Annotated in this window: 8 protein-coding genes; all 8 read right to left on the reverse strand. The window is 47.7% G+C overall.

The window, feature by feature from the left end:
• Positions 1–34: 34 nt before the first annotated feature.
• Positions 35–862: an ABC transporter ATP-binding protein gene (locus B9Y77_RS05080; RefSeq protein WP_085490714.1), complete on the reverse strand. Its 828-nt coding sequence runs from the start codon at positions 860–862 to the stop codon at positions 35–37.
• A complete protein-coding gene (locus B9Y77_RS05085) occupies positions 859–1,557 on the reverse strand; it encodes a hypothetical protein (RefSeq protein ID WP_085490715.1) in 699 nt (232 codons plus the stop codon). Before B9Y77_RS05085 ends, B9Y77_RS05080 begins: the two co-directional genes overlap by 4 nt.
• A gap of 165 nt (positions 1,558–1,722) precedes the next feature.
• On the reverse strand, positions 1,723–3,030 hold the full coding sequence (locus tag B9Y77_RS05090; protein ID WP_085490716.1) for a polysaccharide deacetylase family protein: 1,308 nt from the start codon (positions 3,028–3,030) through the stop codon (positions 1,723–1,725).
• Positions 3,031–3,202: 172 nt separating this feature from the next.
• The gene (locus tag B9Y77_RS05095; protein WP_085490717.1) at positions 3,203–6,802 is read right to left on the reverse strand and encodes a fibro-slime domain-containing protein; all 3,600 of its coding nucleotides are present in this window, start codon (positions 6,800–6,802) and stop codon (positions 3,203–3,205) included.
• 281 nt (positions 6,803–7,083) lie between these two features.
• A complete protein-coding gene (gene glyA / locus B9Y77_RS05100; protein ID WP_085490718.1) occupies positions 7,084–8,367 on the reverse strand; it encodes a serine hydroxymethyltransferase in 1,284 nt (427 codons plus the stop codon).
• A 205-nt stretch (positions 8,368–8,572) separates the two neighbouring features.
• Complete coding sequence (locus B9Y77_RS05105; protein WP_176221713.1) at positions 8,573–10,267, reverse strand: pectate lyase family protein; 1,695 nt, start codon at positions 10,265–10,267, stop codon at positions 8,573–8,575.
• Positions 10,257–11,198: a TIGR02147 family protein gene (locus B9Y77_RS05110; RefSeq protein ID WP_085490720.1), complete on the reverse strand. Its 942-nt coding sequence runs from the start codon at positions 11,196–11,198 to the stop codon at positions 10,257–10,259. Before B9Y77_RS05110 ends, B9Y77_RS05105 begins: the two co-directional genes overlap by 11 nt.
• Positions 11,199–11,663: 465 nt before the next feature.
• Positions 11,664–13,418, reverse strand: coding sequence for a GDSL-type esterase/lipase family protein (locus tag B9Y77_RS05115; protein ID WP_085490721.1), 1,755 nt, complete (start codon positions 13,416–13,418; stop codon positions 11,664–11,666).
• Positions 13,419–13,421 lie beyond the last annotated feature (3 nt).

Genomic DNA, 13,421 nt, shown 5'->3' on the forward strand with positions numbered 1-13,421 from the left:
CAGCAGCTGGTAGAAGACCGCCGAAATTAGGAATTTACTGAATAATTGAACGATAAAGCTTTGAAAGGCTTGTGTGTTCAAGATTAACGTCTGCGGAGATGCCAGCAGCATCAAGAGCAGCACGAATTTGTTCTAGAGTTGCGCCAGCTGCATTTATCTTAAACGATGTGGTATCGGCTCCGACATCGGCGACTCGCCCACTTTTCAATACTCGACCGCAGTCAATAATGGCATAATAAGTCGCCCACTGGTCCATTTCAGCAAGCACGTGCGAGCAGACAATCGCTATTCCGTTTTCTTTTTTGCGCCATTCGTCGAGCAGTTGCCAGACCGTATCTCTTGAAATCGGGTCGAGATTTGCAACAGGCTCGTCGAGAATCAAAAGCTTCGGGCTATGCAAAAGCGCACGGACAATCTGCACCTTTTGGCGGTTCCCAAGCGAGAGCGTTTCCAAGCGCTTATCGAGAGGCGGCAATTTGAGGCGTTCAGCAAAAGACTTGCAACGTTCCAGCATCGCACCATTTTCGCGCCAAACCTCTGCGCCAAAGCCATAAAAACCTGTAAAATACTGGAGGTATTCCTTGATGGAAAGTTTCGGATAAACACCCGGATTTTCGAGAAGCACACCGTACTTTTCGGCATTCAGAAATCCCGCAGAATTGCGCAAGGACTCGTCAATTTTGACAGAGCCTTTGAATGCGCCTAGACGTCCACAAAGCAAGCGCAACAAAGTCGTCTTGCCAGCGCCATTCGGGCCAATCAGCGCAAAAAAGCTCCCTTGCGGGATATTGAGAGAAATATTAGACAGAGCATCTGCCGTGGATTTCGGATAACGGAATGTTACCGAATCAAGCTCAATCACGCGCAGAATTCCTTGACAGCAGGAGCCGGATTCTTAATCAGCTTGAGGGCATCCTTAGAAGCCTTGACCGCTTCCATCTGCACCTTTTCGCTAGCACGCTGCAAGTACTGGATGCAACGCCAGTCCGTGCGGACAGCGGCGAGCTGCACCGGTTCAGTACGGCGACGAATGCTCACGTATTCAAATGCATGGTAGTCCTGCTTGACCGCAGCCACAACGACAGCCGCCGTCGGGACTTCGATTTCCTGAATGTACTTCCAGTCACGTTCCACAGCAGCAACGAGCACTTTTTCGCCTGCATTGTGAACAAATTTCAAAGCGTCCGCACTCTGACGAACGGCCTCGGCCCAAAGTTCATCGGAGGCTCCATCGATTTTACGGACGATGCGCCAATCCTGCGACACAGCAACCTTGAGAAGAGCGGGATTCGTGATAAACTTGAGCAAGTTCGGTTCAGCCTTGAATGCGGCGAGGAACTTAGCCTCGTCCATAGCGTTAAGCGCCTGCTTCAAAGCTTCGCACGGACCGCACTTCACGTAAAGAATGGCCTGCTCATTTTTTTCAAATGCAGCCTTTTGCACTGTTTCAGTCGGGTTCTGGATGAGACTGATGGCATACCAGTTCAGCTTAATCGCTTCAAGCTGTTGTTCTTCTGTGGGGTTTTCAATATTCTTGATTTCGGTCCAGGACTGCATAAAACCTCGTGTTTATAATACAAAGATAGTTTTTCATTTTAAGTAGGAAGTAGGAAGTAGGAAGTAGGAAGTCTATTTTTCACGCCAAAAAAGCCCCCAGCGATGGAGGCTTGCGCTTATTTGCGAACGAAGTTTGCAACCAAGTTCTTCTAGCAAAAGAAAACGTCATTTTCTGACTTGAATAATTTGTGTATTACGACCATCAATCTTGCCATAACGCATGAAATAAACACCATTCATAAGTCCTGCCTTAACGTTATTCCAGGCTTCGCTAGCCGACCCTGCCATTACATTTTTCGACATCATCAGTTGTCCATTCGCATCGAACACTTGACAGTGAACCATAACCGCGCCACTTTCAAAAGCAATACGCGGTGCAATACCATTTGTTTCCGAGGAACTTGAAGACTGCATGGAACTCGACGAAGGCGCAGAAGAGCTCGATTCAGCAAGTTTTGAAGAGCTGGACAAAACCACGGACGAAGAACTAGATTTCACCTGTTTTGAAGAGCTGGAGGATAGCGCCTCGCCAGAAACTTCAAGTTCAAGCGCCATGAATTCAATCGTGTAAGTACCATCGGAATTCGGCTTGACCTCTTTGCCCTTCTGGCTTACAGTCTTGCCCTGCGCGCCCTGAATCTTTACGCGAAGCGGCACACTCTTTGGCATATGCGCATGCGGAGACGTCCACTTGACTGTAAAACCGTTTGCGGTGTTCGTTGCGGCCGCCTTGTCAATGGTGAAGTGAGCACGCAAATACGCCCCCACCGTCGAGAAGCTCGCCACCCACAACTTCTTGCTGACCGCGTACTCAATAAGCGTCTTGATGTCGGCGGCAGAAATCACGTCCCAGTCAGCACCTACGCCATGGTTCAGTTGCACGTGCCACTTGCTCTGGCTTGCCGCCTGGTCCGCACTGCTCTTGAATGCCGACACCGTACTTCCATTCTGTTGCCAATAGTGGGAATCAATCTGCATCCAATCAGGTTCCGTATCCCAGCCCGTAAGGCCAGAACCGCCGCACCCGCGGCTAATGAAATGTTCCTTGTTAATCGCATTCTTGACTGTCTGATTCTGCGCGCAATACGGAGTCGCCAAAGATGTCGCTTCCAAGCCCATACCACGCAGTTTCGAGGCCGCACCACTAATTTCCGAATTCAAGTCGGCGTTCTGCGTCAAGTTCTTATGAGCCGCCGTATGGTTCCCAATCTCATGCCCCTTCTTTGCATAATTCAAATGAGGTTGCGTATTGCTACCAAAGCCCATCGTGTTGGTACAAACAAAGAATGTCACCGTCACATCCGGCATATTGTCCAAGAAGGTCAGGTTGTTCGTCTGCGAGTGCAGACCGTCATCGAATGTGAAAGACGCCGCCCCCGGGTGCCCATTCCAGGGAACCGTTGTAATCGGGCCAGCAAAAGCCGAAACAGCGGCCAAAGAAAGCGCAGCAAAGGATAATTTTAAACATTCCATACATATCTCCCATACATTTTTCTATGCATGAAAATACCCTCTTTTAAGGTAAAGAGAACAAACTACGTTACAAAAAACATTGACAAAATGCTAAAAGCACCCTGAATTGCAAAACGCAGGCTCTTTCGAGTCTGCGCATTTGGAGTCTGTGGGTGTTGTATATGCTTCAATTTCAAAGACTATTTTTATGAGACAACGCGCCACCTTTACGGCGTACGCCCATCAATTTATCCCGAACCTGGTGTATATTTTTTTTCCCGTTCACGATAACCTTGATTTCAAGGCGTTCGATATAAACTCCGGTGCCCACTAAACGGCCATTATTAGAGCGCATATTCCAAGCTAGGAAAATTCTTCCCTTGGTTTTTAAGCAACCTTCTTCTCCATATAAATCACGATCCGAACATTTAATTGAACTGGAATAATCTCCAACAAATTCTCCCAAGTGACTGAAATACCGCGTATGGTAATAAAGTTCAACATCATCACCCGAAATTACAGTTTTTTCGCCACTGCGATATTCACCGATATTGAATTCATTTACATCGCCATTTTTTATGGCATCAATCAGTTCTTGGCTTACACCGGCTTGCAAAAGTTCTCTATCCATTTTTCCTTGTCGAATTGCATCGAACAAGTCTGTCTGCGTTACAGATAAAATTTCATCTATCGCAATGGTGGTATCGCGGCTCGCATCAACATTCGCTTCGACCATCGTCGCGATAAGCGCCTGGTCTTCCGGTCGAACTATTAATTTATAATTACCCTCGTTTATAGCTCCGTCTAAAATCCCGTTGACCGTCTCTTCGCTAAACCCGTAAGACGTATCCACAACTACGGTACGGATGTCGTTAAAAAGTTGCACAAGAGCTTCTTCTTCGCTGATGCTTGTAACGGTGGTGTCGTAGTGGACCGTATTATCAATTCGAGATTCAATAAACGCATCAAGATGATTCACTGCAGTCTGAGTCTGTTCAATCATAATTTTCGAGACATCGAAATCGACAAGACTTCCCTGAACGCCAAGAGAATCCCCTATTTCCTGAGCATTCTGCGCTGTGTTAGGAATAAGCAGAGCCTGTGTAACGGAATCCTTCTTGATGATATCATAAGGATCTTCGCCAATCAGTACCACATTGGGACTTTCAAGAGAAAGTTCCTGATCCCCGGCTATGACAACCCAAGGGTTCTCTTTATGGGCCTTATTTTGTGCAAGGTCCGTAACAATTCCATCAACGGTAAAACGAACGCGATCACCACTAGTCGGGAGCACCGCATCTTTTGCAGTCGCCTCGTAAATGAGCAACATGGTTTTATCAGTCCCTCCTTGCAGCATCGGATTTTCAGGAGTACGATTTTCTCCTGAACGTACACAGAGGAAATCGAACATTTGTACAAAATTCTTTTTGGATTCATCGGACACGGTTTCGCTGAAAGTAAGCAAGAGCATTACATTTCCATTATTATTTTTTGATTTTACAGCCGTAAGAATAACAGGCCCGACCCCATCAGCAATGGGTTCATTTTCCATATAGAAGCGACCAGTCTTTCCTTTGTCTTCATAGGTAAACCAATTGTTTAAACTTCCGACATAAACGTCCGAGGTGCCCCCTGTAAAGACCTTGCTTCCAAAGCCGCACACATCCCCAGAGCAATTTTGCGGAGTCAAGTTTTCAGCCGTAATTACAATATCATTTTCATTGACAATCGTAAACTTGGAAGTCGTATTAAACGATTCCCCAAAAGTAAACTGGATAGAATCGAGTTTGCTCTTTTGCTTGAGAGATTTATCAAAATGCACATACAAACTATCGGCACGACCATCACCGTTTCGGTCAATCGCAATGGCATTTGACACGCGGGGAACCGGCGGAGCCGCAAACACAAGGTCCGTCCACACGGACACACCTGCAGCAGCACCCTTCGCCGTAAGCGTCACGCCCGACACAGGCGCATTAGCACGGACAAAGAATGTTGCTTTTCCATTTGCATCCAAATTCACAGCATTGATTTTATTTCCGTCCACAGTATCCAAAATATCAATATTCACATCGGAGAATGATAGATTTATCTTTCGATTGTAATTGTTGACCTTCGCCCATTCTTCAAAGAAGGCAATATTCACTTGATAGGTCGCATACGCCCATTCGCCAATTTGCGCCGTATCGCCAGAAACATTTTTCCCGAGAATAGTCCAATCCGTCTTCATAAAAGCAACGCTTGGCACCGCATAAGAGGGAACCGTAATTTCAACTTTAGTCTTTTGGCTGGGATCTGCCTTCAACGTAATTTCCAAGAAGTAATGACCAGGAGCAAGGGCAACATTCGACACAATCGCCGCCGAGTCAATGTAGAATGTCGAATCGCTTGTAATTACGATGCCTTCGTAATGCGTTCCGACATCAAGAATTTCAGGTCCTGCAAGATTTCCGCCGGTGAGAGTAAACGTAGAGACGCCTCCAATCGTATCCAGTTCCGTTGAATTTGCATCGTAATTGCAAGACAGCTTATTTTTCTTATTGATTTGCCAAATTTCAAAACGCTTTCCTTCATTGCGATTATCAGACGTCAAGAAAATCGACGCATCCACATGCAAGTCAATGGAGGTGCGCATGCGGAAATTCGAGGAACCCGTATGGCGTTCAACGTAAAAGATGTGGAAATCATAAGTCTTTCCAGGAACAAGCTTGTTCCCAGTATTTTGACCAATCGTATCGAGATCCACGGCACCCGCCACTTGGGCGTGCTGGCCACCGATATCTACAGCCAATCGATTATCAATAAACACCCAAACGTCATCGTCTCCATAAAAATCAAAATACTGCCCTGGAACATATTCAAAGGTCGCCTGAATTTTTGCAGTATAGCCAAAATTATGCTTGCCGATTTTTGTTCCCTTAAGTTGGTCAAAATAAGGATTCGGAACGGTCTTTGCATCATCGAGATATTCAAAATCATCCAGTAGGAACATGCCATCTGAATTCTTTTCGTTGCCTTCCGATATGCGGTCTTTCGACACTTCTGCAAGCCAAAATCCATCATCGTCCAAAGAAACATAAAGGTCGCGGCAAGTCATATTGGTGTACTCGTTACCCGCAGTATCCATGCCGATAACCTGTGGCAAGAACCAGCTATCCAAATGATCCGTAATCTTGCAGTTTTCCGGGAACGGATTTGCACGAACAGGAACGCCGTTTGGACCGAGATTGTATTCGACCATGCCCGTCACAGCCTTCGATTTGCCAGAGCATCCACCCGACCCAAAATCAGCGCTCACACCGTTTGCCGGGTCGCCATTTTTACCGCTACCGTCTCCATCGCCCTTAGTTCCATGAAGCCAGTCGTAAACAGTCACAGGAATTTTCTTTAGCGGGCAATCGCCAAGAACGCCAGGATATTTCGAAAATAGCGCGGGCACATCCGTCTTGTAGCCTTGAACCCAAATCGTATCCGAAAGGGCCATCACAGAATCAAGCGCAATTTCAGTCGCCATAGTCGGTTCCGTCGAGACCAAGCCTTCGGCGCCGACATAATTAAATCCGACGGTCTGTTTAAAGTAAACCTTGAAATCGCTTTCAGGGGCATCTACCGTAGCCTTGAACCACCCGCAGTAATTTTCAAGCGAAGTCATGGTGGCTACAGAATCGCCGCCCATATAAAGGACAGCATTCGTATTCGACCACGGAGTAAAGAAAGCAATTGTTTTTTGTTGGCCGCTTGCAAAAGCAGCCGTAATGCCTAGAAACAGCCCTAACACATATTTTTTCAACATCCCGACACCTTTTTTGGGGATAAATCTAAAACGGGAAGCGTACAAAATCACACAAAAAAAGGGCGAGCTTTGCAAAGTGTCCTCTACAGACAACACTTGTTTGGATTCTATCGCCACTGCGTGGCTCCAGAATGACAGTCGTGAGTAAAGCTTCCGTATGACACAAATGCAAAAAGCGGCCCGTTTTTAACGGGTCGCCTTTTAATCTTTCGCACCGAAGGTGCCATCTAACAGCAGTGTCCAGCAGCAATTCCTAACCACTAACCACTGTTTACTAGCCACTACTTATAAAGCGGGTGCTTCTTGCAGAGAGCGACGATGTCTTCGCGGATCTTGGCGAGACCAGCTTCGTCGTCCTTAGCCTGGATAGCGCGGTCGATAATGCGAGCCACTTCGCGGGTGTCTTCTTCGTCGAAGCCACGGGTCGTGATAGCAGCAGTACCGAGACGAACACCGGACGGGTCCATCGGCTTGCGCGGATCGAACGGAATCGTGGAACGGCTGCAGGAGATGCCGACCTTTTCCATAGCGACTTCGGCTTCCTTACCGGAAACGCCCTTAGAAGTCATATCGACAACGATGAGGTGGTTGTCGGTGCCATCGCTGATGACCTTGTAGCCGAGCTTCTGCATTTCGGCGCAGAGAGCCTGAGCGTTCTTGATGACGTTCTTCGCGTAGGTCTGGAATTCCGGTTGCAAAGCTTCGAGGAATGCAACGGCCTTACCGGCGTTGATGTGGTCATGCGGACCACCCTGCATGCCCGGGAACACGCCCTTGTCGATTTCCTTGGCCAAAGAAACTTCCTTGAGTTCGCCCTTCACCATCTTCTGGATGGTGCGGTCCTTGCACATGATGATTGCGGAACGCGGGCCACGGAGAGTCTTGTGGGTCGTGGTCGTCACGATGTCGAAGTACGGCACCGGAGATTCGATTGCCTTACCGGCGATGAGGCCAGCAATGTGAGAAATGTCAGCCATCGTGAGAGCGCCAACTTCGTCTGCAATTTCCTTGAAGCGCTTCCAGTCGAGGTTACGGCTGTAAGCAGAGAAACCAGCGAGGATCATCTTCGGCTTTTCGCGGAGAGCAATTTCGCGGACCTTGTCCATGTCGATGCGACCAGTTTCCTTATCGACTTCGTACTGCACGAAGTTGTAGAGCATACCGGAGAAGTTCACCGGATGACCGTGAGAAAGGTGTCCACCGTGGTCGAGCTTGAGGCCGAGGACCTTGTCACCCGGTTTGAGAACGGCGAAGTAGACAGCAGCGTTAGCCGGAGAACCGGAAAGCGGCTGAATGTTCACATGGTCGCAACCAAAGAGCTTCTTGCAACGATCGATAGCGAGAGCTTCCATTTCGTCGATAACTTCGTTACCACCGTAGTAGCGCTTGCCAACGTAACCTTCACTGTACTTGTTCGTGAGAACAGAACCCATGGCTTCCATCACAGCCTTGGAAGTGTAGTTTTCAGAAGCGATAAGTTCGATACCATATTCCTGGCGTTCGGCTTCCTTCTGGATGATGTTATAGATTTCCGGATCGGTCTGTTGCAATGTAGATTTAAGCATTATAGCTCCTTTAAAGTTCGCGTCCCAAATATAGCTTTTTTAGACGAGAGACGAGGGACGAGAGACGAGAGATTTTTCTTAAAACTAGCGCAAAGCGCAGTTTTTTTATGGAAGGGGGATGTATCCCCCTGGTTCGCACGTTGTTACTCTCCACCCCCTCTACGGGCTTCAAACGCCAGCCCGTAACGCCCGGCTTAGCAAGATTCTACCGGGGACCGGCTTCGTTTTTCACACGAACGGCAAGTTCTGCACCAGCTTCATCAACAGAAACCTTGTAATCGGGCTTATAGCCCTGGGCATCGCCAGCAAGTTCCTCGCCACCACGACCAAACGTATTCGAATCCATGTAAACAAATCCAACCGTCGATTCATCCGGCGCGCCATCTTCGTTTTTCAGGCGATATCCCCGAACTGGCACATCGTTATTGTAGACATTGCCCTCGATGTAGCAAGCCGCATAATCAGAACATTCCATTCCGGCATCGCCCACGCCGTAAATGAAATTGTTGTAGGCGTGGATTTTACCACGACGCGCAAGCACGCCTCGAAGTTCCAAGTTCGAGAAGTAATTGTGATGCAAAGTCAACGTCTGTGCTGAATCAACGAAAAGGTCCGGTTCCAGCCCAAATAAAATGCCTGACTGTGCATTTTCAAAACGGTTCCACGAAAGCGTGACCGCATTCGAGCCTCGCTTGACATCAACCAAGATTAGCGGATACTCTTCAAACGTGCAATGGTCCACCCAGACATGGTGCGTGCGGTTATGAATCGAGAGAGCGCGACGGCTTGTTGTATCATGAGCTGTTATCGCAGGCGCCGTAAAAGTCAAGTTTTCAAAAATAAGATTGGACGATTCATTTGTCAAAACCCCCATGCCCGTAATGCGAATATCACGCCCACGACCATCCACAGTTTTATCAGACTTTATGCGCAATGGCGAACGCAAATTGTACGTTCCATCTTTTTCAAAGAGAATCCAGACTGGAGTATCCTTCTCGGCGCATTCACGGAAAGAGCCCTGGGACAAGGCGACCTTAGTTCCGTAATTTCCCAACGAATCCACCTTTGAAGAGTCGACAACATCAATTAAATCTTCAGTTGTCGTGACAATGCAAACTTCGCCTTCCACTTTCTCAATTTTTCCCGTGCTGTCGGTTTTTCCAGTAGCACCAAGCGTTCCAACTGCATAGCCTTGAATTTGTTTGAGCAAGGCTTCATGAGCACTCCAGTCGCTCTCGGGATATTCTGTTGCTGTTGCGATTTCAGGCTTTACGACCTTGATGTCCGAAGCCACATCGGAGCCGTCAACAAACAAAGTATCCCCTGCATTGGATTGGACCGTCGTCGAATGGACTTCCTCCGGGTCGCCAATTTGCACATCGAAACTCCCCTGCGGAAGCGAGTCAATTACAAAATGCCCTGTACTATCAGGAACAACATAACGGTCAAGACCCGCCACGCGGACAACAGGCGATTCACCAAGGACTACATAGCCTTCAATAGACGTTAGTTCGCCCAACTTGATGGTATCAACCTTGGAATCGGCCTTGGCATCAAGCGCTATAGAATGCACAGCACCCGAAGCCTTAGATTCACTCACGTTACGCGCTTCAATGGTATAGCGGCCGTTACGGACATCAAACGAAACCTGCCCATCCTCATCTGTTTCGTTCCAAGTTTGTTCCGCAGGGCCGCTAGAAAGGTAGTCATCAGGCAAAATGCGAACGCGCGCCGTTGAAGCGGGCGTTCCATCCGCCATTTGTATGTACAAAGCAATAGTTGACTCGGCTTCGGTGCCACCAGCAACGTTTCTTTCGGTGCACGCCGTCAAAGCCAACGCAAAAACTCCAAGCCAAGCAAGCAAGCGCATTTGAGCAATCGTCATCAAACTAGTTTTCATGATTGCCCCCTTGAACTTCGGCAGGTTCGCGAGATTCATCCGCAATTTCACGAGAAGCATTCTGTATTTCGGCACCACGAATGCGGCGTTTGCGCCCACGCCTCTGCGGTGGCGGATACGGGTCCGAAAGCGGGAAAAGTTGCATGCCGAGCTGGAAAACGCGATTCGGCTTTTGACACGCACCTACTTTAGCAAGCACTTCGCGACGGAACCTGCGCACCATTTCGACAAGCTCTTTATAAGTCGTTTCGTCACAACCAAATGCGAGCGTCGAAAGATTGCGTTCACCGCGATCAAAGCGGTCCATCGCCGTTTGCGCCACATCTAAATTCTGCTGGATGTAAGCGTTTACCGCTGTATTGTACGATTCAAAACCACTAGAAACAAGACCTTGCGTTTGTTCATAAAATCCTGTTTGCTCGTTTTTCTTGATCATCGACAAGCGTTCCAAAAGCGCAATCGAAGACTTTACCTGGCTTGCAGAAATCGGCGGGCGTACCATAAGGCCCAAAGCGGCATCGTCCCCCACATACGGGTAAAACGTCACAAGTTCACGAACGACAGCATGGTACCAATGGTCAAAATATTCAAACTGGTCCTTCGCCAAGTTTTCAACCTTGCACTCCTTGGACGCGACAAGCTTTTCCAGGAATTGACGGCTTTCGGTATGCGTTTTCGCCTGGTTAAAAGCAACCATGTTTGCAAAGTACGCTTTTTCGCGTTCGTCACTGCAAAAGATAGACGCAAAAACTTCGACAATGCGGTCGGTCAAATTGCGCTTGCCCTGCAAGATCTTATTGAACATCGATGAATCGAAGCCCGCTTTTTCGGCAATAAAACGATGGCTAAAACGCCAATCGCTTGCATGGCGCTCTTCGTAGGCGTCTTTCAAAAATTCGCGGTAATTCAGATATTCAAAAATATTGATCATTAGGCTATAAACTATGAGGTCGGGGTTTCGCCCCTTTGAGGTCTGAACTTGTGATTGTCATGCCCGATTTAATCGGACATCTCCTTTTATTAGAAAGAGTTACTAATAGTAATATACATTATTGTCCACAGTTTTGCAAATTTTATGTCCACATTATGTTATAAAAAATGTGTTATTTTTTTTTGAAAAATCTAAAAAAGTTCATTTTTTACGTGAAAAATATCGAATTATCAGATTTTCTCACGTAAAAATTCAGACAAACTTATTAAAAATTCAGCAAAAAGTATCTTTCGCCACCTTTTAGACAGTGTTTTAAGCTTTAAAAGCTCAAAATTTTTCATTTTAAAGCAAAAAATCCGTATTCAAGCGGATTTTAACTACATACAACATCAAAATTTTACGTGAATATCAAGCTTATTTTGAAGATATTCACGTAATATACAACTAAAAATGGAATTTTCGTTTTTAATAGCGGAAGTAGTTGCCTTTAGGGAGGTTTCGCAAATCCGACTGATTGCGAACATTTTGCACTTTTTGGCCAAGCGCATTGACCGTGATGCCTTTGGCTCGCGGCTTTGTCGCAAGCTTTTTCGGAACAATCGACACAGGTCCCTGTCCCTGCTGATTTTCGCGAGAGGCCTTGCAACCGGTACGATAAACATCCTTCATATCAAACGCAATCATGTCGATATTCGGGCCGCCATCCGCCGTCGCCGACTGTAAAATCACTTTGAAGTCCAAGGCATCCACCCAGACGTTGTCGATATAGACCGTATCCCACTTGTCCCAGCTTCCGGTGGACTTGAATGTCACATCGTAGGTGCCATTATCTACCGTAACCTTCATATCGCGATTAGCGCTTCCCGAAAACGAATAGCGGATCATCACACGGGCCTTTTCTGCAGACTGGTCCGAAGTCACCATGTACGTGGCCTTGCTGTAGGCAGAATTATCAAGATTGAAGAAACCGCCGCCAGTATAGCCTTCATGATTCTTTTCAGTCCAGCCATCTCCAAATTCAGGTTCCGCCATGTCAATCACTGACGGCCAAGCATCCGTACCAGCCTTGAGCGAGCACAGAGCTTCGTCAAGTTCCTTGACTTCCACTTCACCGCTTGAACTGCTCGAACCGCCACCAGGACCTTCTTCGTAAGAATCTTCCGAAGCATGAGAAATCGGCGTGCAAGCGGCACCGCCCTTGAACATCGCCGTGTATGTGATGTCACGGGCCTTCGTCTTGAAGCCATAATAAATCATGTCCTTCGAGAGCTCGTTGCAGTCATCATCGACCCACTTTTCAAACGTTTGGCCGTTCGGCGTCACACGAAGCGTCATCGGGGAACCCGCCGGGAAATACTGCGTCTGCGTAATGAGGCCGTTGTAATTCGAGAGGTTCGTCTTGACCTTGATGGTATAACGCTTCTTAATTGCAGACACAAGCGTCGTAAGCGCTGCCTTTGCATCGGCAGAGAGGTTCGTGTTGGACTTGAGATTATCTGCAAGCTCTTCGCAAATCATCTGGGCGTGGCCCATCGAGCCCATTTCCTGGAAGTGCGTCGTACCATCGTTCACACCATCAGGGAAATTCGGGTATTCACCCTTTTCCAGCTTTTTGTAGAGATAGCGGGTCACATAATCGCCCATACCTTTGTACGTATTGTTATACGTATTGTACGACTTCATGTTCAAATCGACAAACGGAATCTTGTTGTTCTTGGCAACCGTCTGCATCATGCCGCGGGCATCGTAGTTGTTAGAGCCCGTCGAGAACACGTTGCGGCTACCGTTCAAGTTCATCGGAGAGACGAGGACGACATTGGCGCCCTTGCCCTTGCCAGCATCGACATACTGTTGGATGAATCCAGAGAACTTCGACGGCTCCACATAACGCGCGGCCTTTGAATAGTCGCGGTCATTATGGCCAAATTGCACAAAGAGGTAGTCGCCCTTTTGGAGCTTTCCCTTGACCTCGTCCAAGCGGCCTTCTTCGATAAACGTTCTAGAGCTACGGCCACCGATTGCATAGTTAAGGACTTTCACACGGGAGGCGTCAAAGAAATGCCCAAGCACCTGGCCCCAGCCCGTTTGCGGATAGACGTTATCCTTATACGTCTGTACGGTCGAATCGCCCACCACGTAAATCGAAAAACTGGTGGAATCGCTTACAGCGACACCCGTGAAAACAGCGGCAGCAAGAATCATTTTTAAAGAAAACTTCATATA

The sequence above is a fragment of the Fibrobacter sp. UWB13 genome (assembly GCF_900177805.1).
Taxonomy (GTDB): Bacteria; Fibrobacterota; Fibrobacteria; order Fibrobacterales; family Fibrobacteraceae; genus Fibrobacter.

What these genes read in the sequence shown, in the direction of transcription:
- glyA (WP_085490718.1), bottom strand. Translation starts at nt 8,367, where the DNA reads ATGCTTAAATCTACATTGCAACAGACCGATCCGGAAATCTATAACATC.
- B9Y77_RS05105 (WP_176221713.1), bottom strand. Translation starts at nt 10,267, where the DNA reads ATGAAAACTAGTTTGATGACGATTGCTCAAATGCGCTTGCTTGCTTGG.
- B9Y77_RS05115 (WP_085490721.1), bottom strand. Translation starts at nt 13,418, where the DNA reads ATGAAGTTTTCTTTAAAAATGATTCTTGCTGCCGCTGTTTTCACGGGT.
- B9Y77_RS05090 (WP_085490716.1), bottom strand. Translation starts at nt 3,030, where the DNA reads ATGGAATGTTTAAAATTATCCTTTGCTGCGCTTTCTTTGGCCGCTGTT.
- B9Y77_RS05110 (WP_085490720.1), bottom strand. Translation starts at nt 11,198, where the DNA reads ATGATCAATATTTTTGAATATCTGAATTACCGCGAATTTTTGAAAGAC.
- B9Y77_RS05085 (WP_085490715.1), bottom strand. Translation starts at nt 1,557, where the DNA reads ATGCAGTCCTGGACCGAAATCAAGAATATTGAAAACCCCACAGAAGAA.
- B9Y77_RS05095 (WP_085490717.1), bottom strand. Translation starts at nt 6,802, where the DNA reads ATGTTGAAAAAATATGTGTTAGGGCTGTTTCTAGGCATTACGGCTGCT.